The sequence below is a fragment of the Moorena sp. SIO1F2 genome, from assembly GCF_010672755.1.
Classification (GTDB): domain Bacteria; phylum Cyanobacteriota; class Cyanobacteriia; order Cyanobacteriales; family Coleofasciculaceae; genus Moorena.
Genome location: NZ_JAAHFV010000035.1, coordinates 16,545 through 34,451 on the forward strand (window position 1 = coordinate 16,545; position 17,907 = coordinate 34,451).

Annotated in this window: 18 protein-coding genes; 8 read left to right on the forward strand and 10 right to left on the reverse strand. The window is 43.3% G+C overall.

The genetic code is table 11. From position 1 onward, the window contains the following. Positions 1-100: 100 nt before the first annotated feature. The 3 genes from mnmG (at position 101) to F6J94_RS07140 (ending at position 3,510) form a co-directional block, all read left to right on the forward strand. Positions 101-2,011: a tRNA uridine-5-carboxymethylaminomethyl(34) synthesis enzyme MnmG gene (mnmG, locus tag F6J94_RS07130; protein WP_293038558.1), complete on the forward strand. Its 1,911-nt coding sequence runs from the start codon at positions 101-103 to the stop codon at positions 2,009-2,011. Between the two features lie 80 nt (positions 2,012-2,091). After that, positions 2,092-3,270 (forward strand): hypothetical protein, encoded by a 1,179-nt coding sequence (locus F6J94_RS07135; RefSeq protein ID WP_293038561.1) that lies wholly within the window; start codon positions 2,092-2,094, stop codon positions 3,268-3,270. Positions 3,271-3,384: 114 nt separating this feature from the next. After that, positions 3,385-3,510 carry a hypothetical protein gene (locus F6J94_RS07140; RefSeq protein ID WP_293038566.1) on the forward strand — a complete coding sequence of 42 codons (126 nt, stop codon included), beginning with the start codon at positions 3,385-3,387 and terminating at the stop codon, positions 3,508-3,510. Positions 3,511-3,710: 200 nt separating this feature from the next. On the opposite strand, the gene F6J94_RS07145 is transcribed toward F6J94_RS07140, so the two are convergent. Next, positions 3,711-4,262, reverse strand: coding sequence for a VOC family protein (locus F6J94_RS07145; protein WP_293038569.1), 552 nt, complete (start codon positions 4,260-4,262; stop codon positions 3,711-3,713). Between the two features lie 204 nt (positions 4,263-4,466). Here F6J94_RS07145 and F6J94_RS07150 point away from each other — a divergent pair, with 204 nt between their 5' ends. After that, positions 4,467-5,054, forward strand: a complete 588-nt coding sequence (locus tag F6J94_RS07150) for a TIGR04376 family protein (RefSeq protein ID WP_293038572.1) — start codon at positions 4,467-4,469, stop codon at positions 5,052-5,054. A 142-nt stretch (positions 5,055-5,196) separates the two neighbouring features. Here F6J94_RS07150 and F6J94_RS07155 read toward each other — a convergent pair whose 3' ends face one another. Beyond that, positions 5,197-5,553, reverse strand: a complete 357-nt coding sequence (locus F6J94_RS07155; RefSeq protein WP_293038575.1) for a hypothetical protein — start codon at positions 5,551-5,553, stop codon at positions 5,197-5,199. Between the two features lie 96 nt (positions 5,554-5,649). Continuing rightward, entirely contained in the window at positions 5,650-6,660 is a 1,011-nt protein-coding gene (locus F6J94_RS07160) for a phosphoribulokinase (RefSeq protein ID WP_293021906.1), read from the reverse strand. Between the two features lie 565 nt (positions 6,661-7,225). Between F6J94_RS07160 and petH the strand changes: the two genes are divergently transcribed. Then, complete coding sequence (gene petH / locus F6J94_RS07165) at positions 7,226-8,410, forward strand: ferredoxin--NADP reductase (RefSeq protein ID WP_293038578.1); 1,185 nt, start codon at positions 7,226-7,228, stop codon at positions 8,408-8,410. Positions 8,411-8,511: 101 nt separating this feature from the next. Here petH and F6J94_RS07170 read toward each other — a convergent pair whose 3' ends face one another. Next, the gene (locus F6J94_RS07170) at positions 8,512-9,771 is read right to left on the reverse strand and encodes a transposase (protein WP_293038581.1); all 1,260 of its coding nucleotides are present in this window, start codon (positions 9,769-9,771) and stop codon (positions 8,512-8,514) included. A 138-nt stretch (positions 9,772-9,909) separates the two neighbouring features. Between F6J94_RS07170 and tnpA the strand changes: the two genes are divergently transcribed. Beyond that, positions 9,910-10,215, forward strand: a complete 306-nt coding sequence (tnpA, locus tag F6J94_RS07175) for an IS200/IS605 family transposase (RefSeq protein WP_293038584.1) — start codon at positions 9,910-9,912, stop codon at positions 10,213-10,215. Positions 10,216-10,359: 144 nt separating this feature from the next. Here tnpA and F6J94_RS07180 read toward each other — a convergent pair whose 3' ends face one another. Further along, on the reverse strand, positions 10,360-11,574 hold the full coding sequence (locus F6J94_RS07180; protein WP_293038587.1) for a PKD domain-containing protein: 1,215 nt from the start codon (positions 11,572-11,574) through the stop codon (positions 10,360-10,362). A 26-nt stretch (positions 11,575-11,600) separates the two neighbouring features. Beyond that, positions 11,601-11,801, reverse strand: a complete 201-nt coding sequence (locus F6J94_RS07185) for a hypothetical protein (protein ID WP_293038590.1) — start codon at positions 11,799-11,801, stop codon at positions 11,601-11,603. Positions 11,802-12,203: 402 nt separating this feature from the next. On the opposite strand from F6J94_RS07185, the gene ftsH2 reads away from it, so the two are divergent. Next, the gene (ftsH2, locus tag F6J94_RS07190) at positions 12,204-14,090 is read left to right on the forward strand and encodes an ATP-dependent zinc metalloprotease FtsH2 (RefSeq protein WP_293038593.1); all 1,887 of its coding nucleotides are present in this window, start codon (positions 12,204-12,206) and stop codon (positions 14,088-14,090) included. Here the strand turns inward: ftsH2 and F6J94_RS07195 are convergent. The 3 genes from F6J94_RS07195 to F6J94_RS07205 all read right to left on the reverse strand — a co-directional run bounded on the left by F6J94_RS07195 (position 14,008) and on the right by F6J94_RS07205 (position 15,944). Beyond that, complete coding sequence (locus F6J94_RS07195) at positions 14,008-14,283, reverse strand: hypothetical protein (protein ID WP_293038596.1); 276 nt, start codon at positions 14,281-14,283, stop codon at positions 14,008-14,010. The two genes, ftsH2 and F6J94_RS07195, sit on opposite strands and share 83 nt — an antisense overlap. A gap of 656 nt (positions 14,284-14,939) precedes the next feature. Continuing rightward, positions 14,940-15,266 (reverse strand): hypothetical protein, encoded by a 327-nt coding sequence (locus F6J94_RS07200; protein WP_293038599.1) that lies wholly within the window; start codon positions 15,264-15,266, stop codon positions 14,940-14,942. A 492-nt stretch (positions 15,267-15,758) separates the two neighbouring features. After that, positions 15,759-15,944 carry a hypothetical protein gene (locus F6J94_RS07205; protein ID WP_293038602.1) on the reverse strand — a complete coding sequence of 62 codons (186 nt, stop codon included), beginning with the start codon at positions 15,942-15,944 and terminating at the stop codon, positions 15,759-15,761. Between the two features lie 32 nt (positions 15,945-15,976). Here F6J94_RS07205 and F6J94_RS07210 point away from each other — a divergent pair, with 32 nt between their 5' ends. Further along, complete coding sequence (locus tag F6J94_RS07210) at positions 15,977-16,105, forward strand: hypothetical protein (protein WP_293038605.1); 129 nt, start codon at positions 15,977-15,979, stop codon at positions 16,103-16,105. Positions 16,106-16,147: 42 nt separating this feature from the next. On the opposite strand, the gene F6J94_RS07215 is transcribed toward F6J94_RS07210, so the two are convergent. Continuing rightward, positions 16,148-17,707, reverse strand: coding sequence for an ATP-binding protein (locus tag F6J94_RS07215; RefSeq protein ID WP_293038611.1), 1,560 nt, complete (start codon positions 17,705-17,707; stop codon positions 16,148-16,150). Positions 17,708-17,907: the final 200 nt, after the last annotated feature.

The window sequence follows — 17,907 nt, forward strand, 5'->3', positions numbered from 1 at the left end:
TATCAAACCAAACCCTTAATTTTTAAATTAAACTATAAAAAATGAACCATTTTATGGTATGAAATTCCTCACCTTTGATTTCTGATCCTTCCTTAGACCCATGCATTCCCAAGTAGATTTCCAAGATGCCTTTGATGTGATTGTAGTTGGCGCGGGACACGCTGGTTGTGAAGCCGCCCTAGCTTCAGCACGGTTGGGCTGTCGTACTATCCTACTTACCCTCAACCTAGACAAAATTGCTTGGCAACCCTGTAACCCAGCAGTGGGAGCACCGGCCAAGTCTCAACTCACCCATGAGGTAGATGCTTTGGGTGGAGAAATTGGCAAAATGGCTGACCGTACCTACCTGCAAAAGCGGGTACTTAACTGTTCACGGGGACCAGCGGTTTGGGCTTTGCGAGCGCAGACGGATAAGCGAGAATATGCGGCTGTGATGAAGGAGATTGTAGAAAATCAAGAAAACTTGACTCTCCGGGAAGCCATGGTCACGGATTTGGTGCTGGGGGCTAATGATGAGGTGATAGGTGTCCAGACTTACTTCGGTGTAGCTTTGAGAGCATCGGCAGTAATCTTGACAACAGGCACTTTCCTGGGTGGACGGATCTGGGTGGGAAACAAGTCGATGTCAGCAGGACGGGCTGGGGAATTTGCGGCAATTGGCTTGACGGAAACCCTTAACCGCTTAGGCTTTGAAACGGGACGACTCAAGACGGGAACTCCCGCACGGGTAGATAAGCGCTCCGTGGATTACAGCAACTTGGAACCTCAACCAGGGGATGAGAAGGTGCGCTGGTTTAGCTTTGACCCAGATGTGTGGGTGGAACGAGAGCAGATGTATTGTTATCTGACCCGCACGACTTCTGAGACTCATCGGTTGATTCGGGACAATCTTCATCTGTCCCCCATCTATGGAGGCTGGGTGGATGCTAAAGGACCCCGCTACTGCCCTAGTATTGAAGATAAAATTGTGCGCTTTGCTGATAAGGAAAGCCACCAGATTTTTATTGAACCAGAAGGACGAGATATTCCAGAACTCTATATCCAGGGATTTTCTACTGGATTACCAGAGAATTTGCAGTTGCAGCTATTGCAAACTCTTCCGGGATTAGAAAATTGCGCTATGCTGCGTCCTGCTTATGCGGTTGAGTATGATTATTTACCGGCAACTCAGTGTTATCCGACACTGATGACTAAGACAATTGAGGGATTGTTCTGCGCTGGACAAATTAATGGTACCACTGGCTACGAGGAAGCAGCAGCTCAAGGGATTGTGGCGGGAATTAATGCAGTGCGCTATGTCCGCCATCAGGAAATGGTGGTGTTTCCTAGGGAAGAAAGCTATATGGGTACATTAATTGACGATTTGTGTACCAAAGACCTGCGGGAACCTTACCGAATGCTGACTAGCCGTTCGGAGTATCGGTTACTATTGCGTTCCGATAACGCTGACCGCCGTATGACTCCTTTAGGACGGAAACTGGGTTTGATTGATGACCGTAGGTGGCAGCTGTATCAACAAAAACAGGCCAACATTACTACAGAAAAAACCCGACTCCAGTCAGTGCGGATTAAGGCACATGATCAAATCGGAATTGCGATCGCATCCGATACCCAGCAAAAGATCAAAGGCTCGATTACCTTAGCTGAGTTACTACGTCGTCCTGGTTTCCACTATGTCAATCTAGACCAATATGGACTGGGTGACCCTAACCTGAATCAGTCGGAACGAGAAGGAGCAGAAATTGATCTAAAATATCAAGGTTATCTTAAGCGTCAGCAAAACCAAATTGACCAAGTTTCTCGGCAAGCTAATCGGCAGTTACCACCAGATTTGGATTATGCTGCTATTGAAACTCTATCCAAAGAGTCTCGTGAAAAGCTTAGCCAAGTCAAACCTATGACTATTGGTCAGGCATCTAGAGTTGGTGGGGTTAATCCAGCAGATATCAATGCGTTGCTGGTATATCTAGAGGTACGGGAACGAAAGTTCAGCGCTGTTGTGGCTCCCTAATCTCAGGGTAATCTGTTAGAGATCCCTAGATAATCTTCTGAAGTATATAGTCAAAGTCATAGTAACGAGAGATACCATCGATGTCTCAGGATGTGATTACCAAAGAAAAATCAACAGAGCGGTTGAACCCTCCCCTTCCCATTCAGCCATGGTCGGTCGATGCTGAAGCCGATAGGTTAATGGATGATTTATTTGGGGATCTGTACCAAATGATTGAAAACGGCTGCGAGTTGCCGACAGAACCCCCTGAGCCAGACTATGTCTCCTTGGAACCGATAGCAATCCAGAAAATTCCCATATCAGCGGCAATTATTCCCTTTCTGGAATCGCCACTCCCCTCAACCCAGGAGTTAGCCGAAACCACATCAAGTGAGTTGCAAACCACAACGGCAGATACTAACTCTAGTACTGTCGCGGATAACTCTGGTCGGTTTTTAGACAAGCTCCTATGGACTTTAGCCTTACTTTCCCTATCAGCAATCACAATAATGTGGCTGACTAGCCAAGGAAAGCTAACTTGGTCATGGTTGAACAACTTAGTGGCTTTAGTATCAGTTCAACAAGGCAAAGTATCAGAACCTGATGCCCAGTTTATTAACTATATGTTGCGATCGCTAGAAGTGATTGACCGCAAAGCACAAGCTATCAAAAAGACTGTGATCGCCCAATCATTACCAGACCCCACCCTTGCCAATCCTCCGGTAGCTCGTAACTCAGCAGCAACTGCACCACCAACTGCTGTCAAAGAACGTGTCTTAGAACGAGTTTATTATATTCCAATTGAAAAGCTTCCAACCCCTGATCCTGCCATAGCATCCTCAGCGCCATCAGCGCCAGTTAAACCATCCCCTCCTACCACCCCTGAACTTACACCATCCCCATCACCAATCCCGAAACCTCCGTCAGCAACTGCTATAGAACCACCGCCACCAAATGTTCTAGAACCACCGCCACCAACTATTGTAGAATTACCGCCACCACCAATCCCAGACCCCCTGCCCACTGCTACTCTTGACCGACTCCCTGCCCCCCCACCTCCCCCACGAACATCACCTGCTATCAAACATACCTTGGTAGGATTACTGGAGCTAGGAGAGCAATCTGCTGCTTTGTTTAAAATTGATGGTGTTACCCAACGGATTAAGCTGGGGGAAGCCATTGGTAATAGCGGTTGGACTCTAGTGTCTGTAGATAATCAGGAAGCAGTGATTCGACGCAATGGTGAAGTTCGTTCAATTTACGTTGGACAACATTTTTAGTTAGATGAAATACGGGTGATAAATCCCTGTATCTACTCCAAAAAAACAGCCCTCACCCTCTGCCAAAATTAACAACAGGATGGCTCGGTTGCCAATTGCCAATGGTATTTTGTAGTGGGTTATATTATGTTTGCGATCGCATACCCAATTTGTGCGATCGCACAAAGCCCAATGGCCGGTTTTAAATTAACTAGTATTAAATATGGCGATGTGTTTCTGGTTCAGGTAGTACTAAATTAGTAATAAAAAAATATTTGCTAGTAGTTTTGCTATAGCCCACGAAATATATCTCTGGGACTACAGTAAAACTACTAGCCTAATTACAACTTTCAAACAGTTAATTAATTGACAGTAGAGTAAAAAATTACTGAAACTGAAAAAACTCTACAATCCAAGGCGAAGGGGTTTTTAGCTGTAATATTTACTCTTTGAAAATTCATCTAGAATCCAGGAGAACATTCTGTGTGAGTGATAAAATAACAATCTCTCTTTGGATAGGAATCAAACCATTGCTCTTGACGATAAGCCAACTCATTTCCATAAGGGTCTCTGAAAAAAGCCAAGCATACACCACTGCCAGCATATTCACTGTCCTCAATAGGAATTCCATTTTCCTTAAGGTTTGTACAAGCTTTACCAATGTCAGGTACAACCAGTGTCCCAACTGTCCTTGGTTGAAATGGTTCGTAGGGATTGGCAGAAAGTCCTATACTTGTTTTTGGATCTTCTTTGGAATAAAATTCAGCCCAAAATGGAGGCGCGTAAAATGTTGGATTGCATGACAGACCAAGGGTTTTACCATAAAAAAATGTGGCCTCATCCAGATCCGGAACATTTACCCGATGCACGAAGCCATTTTCCCGTAGAAGAGGTACATAAGGTGTATCACACTGGGCTGCTGCTGGGGATGCCATCCAAGGATTTCCCAATAGAGTTACCGATATTACGAGAGTAATTACCAGAGTTTGACAAACTTTGAGTAAAGTTTTCATGTGGTTTTTTCCAAATTTAATATTTTACAAAAAAGCCTACGACCAAATTGTAATTTTCTGAAGTTTCCTATGTCAAGCAAATTATGTAAAAAATATTTACATGTAAATATTTTTTACAATTATTAGGTAAATCTTTAGATTTTTGCATAACATAGATAACAGAGTCCAAGATATATTACTAATAGGATATAGGATAGTAGTGCAGTGGGACTATTTGAAGACCTGAATCGATTTCTAGAAAGTCGTCTAGAAGAATTTCTCCGCAACAATCCTCATCTAGAGCTACAGGCACTAGAGGAGCAGTTACGGGAGCAAGAAAAAGACACACTGCGACTAATTATTGACTTACAGCAACAGGAAAAGCGGTTGCAAGACCAAATTCTCGCCGTTGCCAAAGACATTCAACGTTGGCATGAGCGTATTAAAAAGGCTAAGTCCCACAACAGATTTGATTGGGCTCAAGCAGCTCAAGAGCGAGAAGCAGCTCTGTTACGTCAAGGCAATCAGCTTTGGGGCCAGATGGAAGGAGTTAAACAGCGCATTACTAAAGCCAAGGAACTCCAAGAACAGATTAAAAACCGTCGGGCTGAAGTGCAGGCTAAAGCTAGAGATACAGCAGCAGCTCGCGCAAGTGCTCAGCCGAAGGGGAACTCCCAGACATTTGCCTGGAATCAGACTACCAACAGTAACCAATACAATATTCCTTCTGGTGTAGACCCTTTAGAGCAACAGTTTCAAAGCTGGGAAATGGATGAAGAGTTGGAGCAAATGAAGCGGAATATGAACGGTTAATGTAAGCTATCAGCTATCAGCTATAGCAGCAATCTTAAATCAATTAAGAGAATGTTTGTTTCCTGTTCCCTACTCCCTGCTCCCTGCTCCCTGCTCCCTGTTCCCTGCTGACAGCTAACTGCTGAATGCTTAGATGAATTCTTCACTCATCCTTTTTTTTAAAAGGACGATTGATAATAAAAGAAATTGATTTTTGTGGGATAGGCAAGGTAGGAAATAAGGACTGCTTTGTAGGGTTTAAGTTAGCAGTATTGGTAAGGTCTTGGTCTTGGCTGTCTTGGCTTGGATTGGGATTAGATGAATCAGATGGGAAAGAAGGCTGGCGAAAAATCCAGCCTGGATGCTTGCCATAGTTAGAAGCGATCGCTAATAAGGCTCCTGCTAAGATAAACACTGGTAGTGGTAGAGTTACGTGTCTAACCCACTGGTAGATTTCCACCATCACAAAAAACACCAAAACGCTAGCTATCCAAATCTTTATAACTCTATCCGATACCATGCCAATCTTATGCTCTGATTCGGTTTGTTCCCTCTGAGGAAGCTGATGGAATTGGAGTCACGCAAACATTGTTTCCATCAGCTCCTGTAGACCATACTACACCTTGGCTGCTACTTTGGCTGGAGCGGATATCAAGGTTTCATAAGTTGACCGCATCTTCAGACCAACCAGAACCTGGAACAACCCAGAACCGTTGTTAGAGCCAGGATAATCGGTGTGCTTGAGCAATAACTCGGTCATCTCTCCATCGTACTTGGTTGAGGTATTGCTGAGGTGACTTTCGATGTAAATCATCTCGTTTAGGTTATCAAACTGACCATCTACCTCTAGTACAGAGACTTCGTTACCCATGTAGCTGTCTGGCCCATAGTACATTTTCAGACCAGGATAAGCACAGGTTAGCTTCCGACCACAAGGTCTCCAGTCGATGGTTGACCCTTCATCAAACAGATAAACTGGGTCGAAGTTTTCCACCCCTTCCTTCTGAACTAGGCGCACCCGCAGTAGATTGCTTTCCTTAGCTGCCTCTCCCTGAAGCAGCTGGGTGGGAAAGATTTGAATGACCACATCAGCGTATTGCTTCTGGACTTCAATGTAAGCTTCAAAGTCTGGACGTCTAGCTTCAATGGACGCTAGGATATCCTCATAACGATGGCCCCGTTCTGCCATATCCCGCTGGATTTTCCATTGGATTTTGACTTCATCGCTAATGTCTAGGTAAACGCCGAAGTCAACCAGCTCACGCACCCGCTCATCATAAAGAGGGTGCAGACCTTCAATGACTATGACTTTATTAGGCTCAACCCGCTCTGGTGGATCAATTTCACCGGTCTCATGGTTGTAGATAGGTTTGTCTATGACCCCACCTTCTTTGAGCGTTTTGATTTGCTCATACATCAAGTCAAAGTTATTGGCCTTAGGATTAAGGGCAGTAACTTTTTTTTCTTTGCGCTGTTTGCGATCCAGACTGTGATAGTCATCCAGACAAATCACCGTCATGAACTCCTTGCCAAATAGATCGGTCAAACGCTTCAGAAACGTTGATTTACCGCATCCTGAGTCTCCAGCAACTCCTATAACTACCACCCTCTCCAGATCTGTGGTCATATCTTCCCTCTAACGTAAAACATATTCTCAAATCAGTTTTCAGTAAGCCAAAGCCCAAGCCTGGGAGCAATCTGACACACGCTTATAGTGGTGCTTGATAACATGCCACCATAAATCCACTCGCTTAAGTACTAACCACTAAGGAAGACCAAAGCCAAGCTCTGCTTAAGTATTTACTACTAGCTGCTCATAGTGGATTTTACCAAAACCAGATTGCTTATACAAGGCTGATTGTCAGTAGCATTACCTCGCTTAGTACTTATGCTAAGGTTTGTTGGGCATTTTTTAAAGAAAAAATTAAATTGAGTCAGGATTTACAGTTTTTGAGTTACTCATCATGTAACTTGAGAGTAGTGCCTAGCAGTGCCTCTACACTAATTCTCTCCCTGATAAACCAAAAACATTACTGGGCATAGCTTTACAATGTTACGCTAATAAGGCATTATTCGGGGTTATTACTAGCCGCTCACCCATCGGACCGTGAGTCTGTTTGTGGTGCCAAGGCAAGTCTTAGCAATACATAGTTAGCAATACATAGTCAGTTTGGTTTGGAGCAATAGAAGCAATGTATAGTCCTAGCGAGTCTACTAATTCCAGCACTGTTACAGAATTTGGTAGTCGCACTTACGTTTATGAGGTAGTCGGTCTTCGTCAAAATGGACCGATTCGCCAGAGTGGCACCGTTTTGTTGACGGTGCCCTATAACCGCATGAAGCAGGAAATGCAGCGGATTGCTCGCATGGGAGGGAAGATTGTCAGCATTAAACCTTTATCCAGTAGTGCTGCTAATGGGTCAGTGGCCCAAACACAACCAACCCAGTCAGAAAACACAACTAAGCCTATGACTCAAGCAAAAGCCAAAAAGGCAAAAGATGGTATCCCTGTCAATACCTATCGACCCAAAAACCCCTTCATTGGTAAGTGTATATCAAACGAACAACTAGTCCGGGAAGGGGGTATTGGTAATTGCCGTCACCTCAAATTTGACCTTTCTGGAAGTGAGCTGCGCTATCTCGAAGGTCAAAGTATTGGGATTATTCCCGATGGTACTGATGACAAAGGCAAACCCCACAAGCTTCGTCTGTACTCCATTGCTTCTACTCGTCACGGCGATGACCTGGATGATAAGACAGTATCCCTGTGTGTCAGACAGCTGCAGTACAAACATCCTGAAACTGGGGAGACCGTAAACGGTGTCTGCTCTACTTTCCTTTGCACTATGAATCCAGGGGATGATGTCAAAATCACTGGACCGGTGGGTAAGGAGATGTTGCTGCCATCAGACCCCAATGCCAATATCATCATGATGGCAACGGGCACTGGTATTGCACCATTCCGCGCTTTCCTATGGCGGATGTTTAAGGAGCAGCACGAAGATTACAAGTTCAAGGGCTTGGCTTGGCTGATCTTTGGTATTTCTACTACCCCTAACATCCTCTACAAAGATGATTTAGAAGCAATGCAGCAGAATAACCCAGATAACTTCCGCCTCACCTATGCCATTAGCCGTGAGCAGAAGAATTCTGAAGGGGGCAAAATGTATATCCAGCACAGGGTGGCCGAACATGCTGACGAGTTGTGGAAGCTGATGCAGGAACCAAACACCCATACCTACATCTGCGGATTAAAAGGTATGGAAGGTGGTATTGATGAGGCTTTGACCGCTGCAGCGGCTAAGGAGGATGTAGATTGGACTACATACCGACAGCAAATGAAGAAAGCACATCGCTGGCACGTAGAAACCTACTAGTAAAAACCTAATAGGTTACGGCTGGTATAAAGTAAATCCTCCTTTTGGAGGATTTAGATAAAACTAGCGCGTCTGTTTCTTGTGACTACTCCCACATCAAATCAAAGATTATGATGTGGGCTTCTCAATCTCACGAATGAAATTTGCTGTTCCTCGATATCATGTACCGATTTACCACAGCCATTAAGCGGTAGTCCAACCGCCAATAGTCCACGATTTAAAATATTAATCCCGCTGTTCCAGTCACGATCGATTTTGACGTTACAGCTAGCACAGCAGTGAACGCGATCGCTTAAACTTTTTTCTACTCTAGAACCACAGTTAAAACATTCGATGCTTGTACCGCGTGGATTTACTTCCTGAACTAACAAACCGCGTTTTACCGCCACTGCTTGTAATATTTCCAGAAATGCTCCCCAAGCTGCATCATTTATTGATTTAGCCAATCTAGTTCTAGCGAGACCTTTTATGTTTAAACTCTCATGAGCGATTAGGTCGTATTTATTGCACAGCCAATGAGCAACCTGATAATGAAATTCCTTCCGACAACGGGTTAAGTGAAGGTGCAACAAAGCCACTTTATGTTTAGCTTTTTCCCAGTTCTTAGAACCCTTAAGGCGGCGCGAGATTACTTTTTGAGCCTGAGCAAGCTTATCTTGAGCTTTTCTGTAAAACTGAGGGATAGGCACTGCTTCCCCGTCAGATGTAGTCAAAAACTTTTCTAGACCAACATCAATTCCGACAGCAGATTTAACTGTATCTATAGGCAGTATTTCAGGAACGGTATCGTCTTTCATTGAGATGCAACAATACCAACCGTCAGCCTTTTTGACTATAGTGCATTGCTTGAGTACAAAACCTTTAGGTAATGGCCGATGCATTACAACAGGTATTGACCCAATTCTGCTTAGTTTTAAGACGCCATCAACTAGGTGTGCCCCTGCTTTAGAATTGTTGATTCTGGGAAAAACGAATGATCGGAGTTTTCCAGGCTTTTTAAAACGAGGTCTACCACCTCTGTTCCCACTGGAATCGGGTCTCCTCCATCTGTCCCAGGCTTTATTAAGTCTTTGCAGATTGACCTGTTGAGTTTCCGCGTAAATTTTTTTGTACTCAGGAAACAACTGCTTAGTTTCCTTAAGAGCGGCCTGCTGAGTATAATAGGTTACCGGCTCTGGAATTTCACCAATTGGCTCACTGACTAAGCTACATCTGTAAATGGGCGAACGAGTCCGATTAAGCCAATCAAGCCGTTGTCCTAAAGCGTAGTTCCAATGACGACGCAGCAATTCAAGCCATCTTTCCATGGTGGCAATTTGCTCGGGACTTGGTTTGATTCGGTAGCAGTAAGTGAGTATCATAGGTTTATTGTAGCACTTATTGCAGAAGATTAAAGGCAATTACACAAAAGAAAACAGGTCGGTTTAGCGTATTACCGTACATGTTGTGTTAGTAACAAAATACAGACGAAAATCTATATCAGATCAAATCTTGTCAGGTTGAAACAAATATGCTCTGATACTTGCATTAAATTGGAATGTAATTTAGTGAAATTCAACGGAGAACAAGACCATATCCACTTACTGATTGGCCTTAATCCTAAGGTTGCTCCGGTCAAGCTAATAGCCAATATCAAAACTGTGACCAGTAGATTGATCCGTTACTGTTTTCCTAAGTACTTGAAACGGTTCTACGGAGACAAAAAAGTTTTCTGGACAGGATCTTATTTTGTGGCTTCTTGTGGTGGCGTTACGATTGAGCAGTTAAAGAGTTATGTCCTTGCACCAAAATACCTCGTCAGGTAATTCCCCTCCCGCGCTTCATGCGCGGGTATAACGGGAGACCCCTTACCTGTGTAGGTTGGCCATAGAGCTTAGTGAAACAGATGCGCTAATGTTTTTTTGAGGTGATTCTATAGCGCTGGCTGCGCTTACATTTTGCCGAGACACTTATGGGTAACTCAGACTGCCGTTTTCCCTCTTATAAGTCTTCGAGCCAATGCGAACTGAAATTTGACCATTGACTCCATTCTTTGCTGTTGCGCCCTTAATACCTGCTGTTCCATCAGCACCCCTAGCACCATATCGGTCTTTGGTCCTACAGTATTTTGTGACATTGCCTTCGTCTCCACCATTGCCACCTTTCCCCTTAGTACCTCCAGCGCCTGGTTGACCTGCTTTGCCCCCTAAAGCTTCAATTTCAAGACGTTTAGCCTCTGATGCTTCTATGGTTACACCTCCAGCTTTACCACCAGCTCCAGCGTCACCTCCTTTACCGCCATCACCTCCAACACCACCCTTTCCACCACGTCCAGGACCTCGCTTACAATCACCTACACCACCAATACCTATACCATCTTTGGAAGATTTTCCTTTGCCCCCTTTGCCTCCATCGCCACCATTACCTCCAATGCCACCATTACCTCCGTGTTGAGCATTGTTTGTAATAGTTAATGGAACATCAATAACTTCTGCTTTAATATAAATTAAACCAGAGTCTTTACCTATTGCGCCATTTGTGCCATTACTACCATTTTGACCCATTTCACCTGGGTTTTGACCACCATTTTGACCATTGGTACCAGGTCTAGCATTGCCACCGTTTTTTCCGTTTAAAGCCTTTTCCTCTTTAAACGCCCGGATTGTGGTAACAGCACCGGAAAATTTGTAAGCTGTTAAGGACAAAGAATAGCCATTTGTTATGATTTTTGTTGGCAATTCTACCAGTTTTTCAGGGGCTTCTAGAGAAAATGGGCGGTCTAGTTCCATTGACTCAAGGGGAATTACTGGACGATTCACAGTAGCGATTGTAATGCGCTCAACTGCTTTAATAACGCGGCCATCAGTTACCAATGCACGCAATCGATATTGTCCAGGTGTTTTAAGATTGAATTCATGGCTTGTATTACTTCCCTCTGTTTGCAAATCATCATCTACATACCAGGAAATTTTTAAAGTATCGCCATCAGGATCACTAGCGTTTGTGTCTGCAATGACTTTTAGCGGTGCGTCGCCTTGGAGAGGAGAAACAGTCCAGCTAACATTTGGTTCCTCATTGGTAATCCAATTAATAAAATTAGGAATCCATCCAGTAACAGTCCCTATTATTCCGCTTGCCATGAGAAAGGCGAAAACCCCTCCCAACCAATTGCGAAATCTATTCACAGTTCGATTATTTCTAGGTTGATGGTTCATATTAGGTTTTGACTAACCTCAATTACTCGCAAACCTGCCAAACCCTTGAGGCGATTGAGCAAATTAATAGTTTGGTGACGAAATCTTACGGAAGTTAAAGCATCAGCCCCTTCCAAAAGCACAAAGTAACTAGTTACCAAACGATAATTATCTTGCTCCAACCTCAGCCTTACCTGTTTAGCTCTGTCCCTAAACACCTTATTGAGATCATGACATCAACAAGCCTATTCCAAGTGTAACTGATAACTGATAACTGCTTTTCATAGAAATCTCCCCCATCCTCACCACACCTCCCACCCTCCCCACACCTCCCACACCTCCCACCCTCCTGGGAAACAGCATTACAAGCCTTGCGATCACTCCCTTGCTCACATAATGAGATTTATGTTAAATTTAGTTAAAATAACGTTACAATAACTTGTGTTATCACCAGTTATGTGGCAATACCCCTCATGGGTATTGACCAAAAATACAAACATACTATAGGCAAACGGTTTTAGGGTATTGAATGGATATTTGATCTTGATTTGCTTTGTAATCAGATCCTCCCTCACAGGGTGATACCAGCATTCGTTACCAATAATAGAGGCGAATAACACATGAAATTTTCTTGGAGAATACTCCTACTCTGGACATTACCTGCCCTAGTCATTGGTTTTTTCTTTTGGCAGGGAACATTTGCCAGTACTACCGGGAATATGGGTAGTAATACCGCCAGTACTCGCATGACCTATGGCCGCTTCTTGGACTATATTGATTCCGGTAGAGTCACTAGTGTTGACCTCTATGATAGTGGTCGCACAGCGATTGTAGAAGCTGTGGATGTGGATCTTGATAACCGCTTACAGCGGCTGCGAGTAGATCTGCCCATTAGTGCGCCGGAACTGATTTCTAAGCTCAGAGAGTCTAATATTGCTCTGACTTCCCATCCCGCTCGCAATGATGGGGCAATTTGGGGACTGCTGGGGAATTTAATTTTTCCGATTCTCTTGATTGCGGGATTATTTTTCCTATTCCGTCGCTCCAGCAACATGAATGGTGGTCCTGGTCAAGCGATGAATTTCGGGAAATCCCGGGCGCGGTTCATGATGGAAGCCAAAACTGGGGTCCTGTTTGATGATGTGGCCGGTATCGAAGAAGCCAAAGAGGAACTCGAAGAAGTAGTTACATTCCTCAAGCAACCGGAACGGTTTACCGCTGTCGGAGCACGAATACCAAAAGGTGTGCTGCTGGTCGGTCCTCCTGGAACTGGTAAAACCCTCTTAGCAAAAGCGATCGCTGGTGAAGCAGGAGTGCCTTTCTTTAGTATCTCTGGTTCCGAATTCGTGGAAATGTTCGTGGGTGTTGGTGCCTCTAGGGTTCGTGACTTGTTCAAAAAAGCTAAGGAAAATGCCCCTTGCTTGATATTTATCGATGAAATTGATGCGGTAGGACGGCAACGGGGAGCTGGAATTGGTGGTGGTAACGATGAACGGGAGCAAACCCTAAACCAATTGCTGACGGAAATGGACGGGTTTGAAGGAAACACCGGCATTATCGTGATTGCGGCTACTAACCGTGCGGATGTGCTGGATACAGCTCTGTTACGTCCCGGACGCTTTGACCGCCAGGTGATGGTAGATCCCCCAGACCTGAAAGGGCGGGTTAAGATTTTGGAAGTCCATGCTCGGGATAAAAAACTGGCTTCAGAAATTTCCATCGAAGTGATCGCAAGACGGACTCCTGGATTCACTGGTGCTGATTTATCCAACCTCCTCAATGAAGCCGCTATCCTGACTGCTCGCCGTCGCAAAGAAGCGATTACCATGCTGGAAATCAATGATGCGGTTGACCGGGTAGTGGCTGGGATGGAAGGTACTCCCCTGGTAGATAGCAAGAACAAGCGATTGATTGCTTATCATGAAATTGGTCACGCTATTATTGGTACCCTAGTCAAGGATCACGACCCCGTACAGAAAGTTACCCTGATTCCCCGAGGACAAGCTCAAGGTCTAACCTGGTTTACTCCTAGTGAAGAACAAGGTTTAATTACCAGAGCTCAGCTTTTGGCTCGGATTACTGGAGCCTTAGGGGGTCGAGCTGCCGAAGAAGAAGTATTCGGTCATGCTGAAGTCACTACTGGTGCCGGTGGTGATTTGCAGCAGTTGACTGGGATCGCACGGCAAATGGTAACTCGCTACGGCATGAGTGACTTAGGTTCTCTGTCCTTAGAAAGCCAAGAGGGAGAAGTCTTTCTCGGTGCGGGATTAATGTCTAGGGCAGAGTACTCTGAAGAGGTTGCTGCTCGGATTGATCAGCAAGTTCGTGAGATTATAGAACATTGCCATCAAGAAGCACGAGAGATCATTCGGGATAATCGAGATGCGGTTGACCGATTGGTGGATCTGTTGATTGAAAAAGAAACTATTGAGGGTGAAGAGTTCCGTCAAATTGTGGCTGAGTACACCGATGTGCCTGAGAAGCCACAGTATGTACCTCAGTTATAAGGGCTTGTTGAAGGTTTAAGGTTGAAGGTTGAATATTTAAGGTTGAGGGTTGAAGGTTGAATGTTGAATGTTGAAGGTTAGTGGACACTTGACCTTGGCGAGTTAAATTCGCCAAGGGTCGCACCTGTAGAATGGGCATCTTGCGTTGAACTGGCATCTTGTGTAGAACTGGCATCTTGTGTAGAACTGGCATCTTGCCAGTTTCCTGCTTATGTTCGCGCGGGGAGGATGCCCACTAATCTCCTATTCATTACTTGACTGGCGCAACGCCTTGATTCTCGTTGTTTTAACGACTAATTCCATAAAAATGATCGAAGGATGTGATTTTAAGAATCACATCCTTCGATCATTTCTATGAAGATCAATGGTTATGGAAGAGGAATAAAATCAGCGTACCAATTAAACCCTCTGAGAATTAGACCTGTCAAACCCTTGAAACCTTCCAATTACTGTACAAATTAACCATTAGTTAAATTGATAAGCGTGATCGTTTTAAAAAAACGATTTTGAAACGCTTACAGTGATTGAATTTCAGCCTCAGAGTAAGTTTCTGTACACTTGCTATTCATGCTCTGACAGGGGGACTACTCTCAAACAAAATAGGCAACGGTAGCGCTTGAGCTAACACTTCTAGTTTGACCTGTCTGAGTAGTTTTAGGCTCGCAACGACTAAGGTCACCAACAAATACCTGCTGTGATACAGCTGATTTTGTAGAATTTCCTGGTATGTTTTAGCTATTATTTTTGGTAGATAGGTCAGGGTTACTATATTTGACCTATCTTTTTTTTTATTCCTCTGCTGTATCCCTTGCTACACAAGGGCTATAACCGCTATTTCTCCTAGTCAGTTTACTTCTTTTCACCAAAAGCAATAAAGGTGAAAGGAGCATAATCCAAACACCCTGTTGTATCCAAAGTGTAGCATTTAAAACTAGACTCTGAAACCTCAGATACTAAAACAGACAGGTTATTAGTCACGCTAGTTATACTATCCACATAAACTGAAGCGACTACTCCAGGCTTTGCGCCAAATTGATTAGGCTCAAATTTTATTGTGTAACACCCTGCCTGATCTTTTTGAACAGTGAAGCCTTCACCCCACATCTTGCCGTCTTTATCAACAGCACCGTAGATATGCTCGTGTTCCTCACCATGAGCAGATTTAAAAGTTACCATAACTAACTCCTGTTAGATTGACTGTTTACAAAGGGATTGTAGGAAAAAAGAACTGATTACATTCTTTGGTTCCCCTACACATGACTATCTTAGGATTTTTCACAGTTTTGAATCTCATAAAACTCATATAAAAGCTCATATAAAAGCTCATATAAAAGCTCATACTACTTATCTCAAACCTCATACTACTTATCTCAAACCTCATAAAAGCTCATATAAAAGCTCATGTAAAAGCTCATACTACTTATCTCAAACCTCATAAAACTCATATCAAACCTCATAAAACTCATATCAAACCTCATAAACCTCATATCAAACCTCATCTCAAACCCTACATTCCCGTTCCTACTCAATCTCCCATAAGATTGTTGCAACAATTTGAGCTTTAATCACATTACCGTCAATTTGTCAAATCCTAAGTCCTCATACCTGCTGAAAGCCCGATAAAAAAAAATGACGGACTTCAGCAGGTAAACCCGTCAGCTACAACCCTCATGGTTGAGGGATTTTTCTCAAGGGCAAGACCTGTTTAGCCCCATATTTCACCCGAGCTGAAGCGAGGACGATTTTCCCCATCCAAATGCCAATACCTATACCAAAGGGAACAGGGAACAGGGAGTAGGGAGTAGGGAGTAGGGAGTAGGGAGTAGGGAGTAGGGAGTAGGGAAAAGAGAACAAAAATTCTCACAATTCATTAGGATTGGTATAATATGCTTTCCCGGCTTGTTCACAAGTCGGGGATTGTTGTAATTTTGTTCATTTTCCACAACCCCGACTCCCGACTCCCGACTCCCGACTCCCGACTCCCGACTCCCTGCTCCCTGCTCCCTGCTCCCTAAAACCCAGATATTTGTACCTCACAAGTCGTAGAATTGCTATATCTAAGCCAAATATGGCAAGATTACTTGAAACTTTGTTCCCACGCCAACTTCGCTGTCCACGTTAATCTTACCCCGATGCAATTCAACACATTTTTTAGCAATAGCCAGACCTAATCCTGTTCCTTTTATAGCACCAACATTAGTGGCTCGATAGAAAGAGTCAAACACTCGTTGCTTTTCTTTTGCTGGAATACCAATCCCTGAATCCCGAATAGTTAAAATAGCTTCTTCTGGCTGACAAAATACGTCAAACTTAATGATGCCTCCTTGGGGAGAATATTTAACCGCATTAGAGAGTATATTAGTCAAAATTTGTCCAACTAGCTGTTCATCTAAATTAACTTTACTAGAATTACTATGACTAGAAAAATCAATTTTAGAGTCACTATTTAAAGTAACCTGTAAATTATTAATAATTTTTTGGCATAGTTTATCTAGATTCAAGTATTCAGGATGACAATCAAGTTCCCCTGATTCAGTTTTATCTAGGAAGATCACATTGCTCAGGAGTTGGTTCATGTGTTCAACCGCCCATCCAATTTGTTGAAAATGTTTCAGTTTTTTATCGTCTGACAGTTTCTCACTGTACTTAGCTAGTAATTCAGTAGAGGATTGAATCATCGTCAGTGGAGTACGAAACTCATGAGATATCGTACTAATAACCCGAGATTTAAGTTCACTCAGTTCTTTTTCCTGCTCTAGAGATTTGCGAATGATTTCTGAGCGACGTTCTCGTTCTTGGATATCCGCTTCCAATTTTATTTTCTCTTTTTCTAAAGCTTGAGCTTTTCTAAGTTCAGTGGTGTCTTGTAGCATACCAGAAAAACCGGTAACTACACCATCAATTATCAAGCTTGACTGAATATTAATCTCCCCCCAGCTGCACTTCCCTGTTTTGGTAACATATCTTATTTCATGTTTAAAGGAATCCTTTTCACCGTTGACTAGAGACTCCCACAATTGTTGATAACGTTCCTGATCATCAGGATCAATAAATTTTAGACAATTTTTACCTAGACTTTCTTCTACAGTAAAGCCAGTGAAAGTAGTCCAGGCGGAATTGAGAAATATCCAGTGTCCAGTGGCATCGATTTGAAAAAACACTTCTTTAACACTTTCTACGACAGAACGATATTGTTTCTCCCTCTCCCGTAAGGTTTTTTCGGCTCGATTAGCTTCGATAAGACGACGGACACGCTGCCTTAGCACTGATGGTTGGATGGGTTTAGTTATATAATCCGTTGCTCCGACTTGAAATGCCCAATCAACGGAAGCTTGGTCATTAAGTCCAGTAATCATTAATACTGGTGTTGATTCATTTTTAAGTAGCTTTTGCATTTGGGAGCAACACATAAACCCATCCATCACTGGCATCATAGCATCCAGCAATACTATATCCGGTTTTAGCTCAGTATAAGCTGCCAGACACTGCTCGCCATCTCCTACATCTTCGACGTTATATCCCTCATTTTCCATAAGTTTACACAGCATTGTCCGGGTTGGGATATCATCATCTGCGACCAGGATTATAGGAGCATGGTTTTGTTCAGTATTCATCATAGTTAAGTTACTTAGTTTATACTGTTAATTTTCAATAGTTAATTTTTGTTAAGATTACGTTAAGATTACGTTAATTTTTTTTAGGTATAGATAATAAGTTTAATATATTTTTAATCAGATTTTTAATACTAACTTACTAACCTAAAGTACTTGTAAATACCTTGATAAAACTTGCTATAGTTGTAAACCTTAGGACAGGA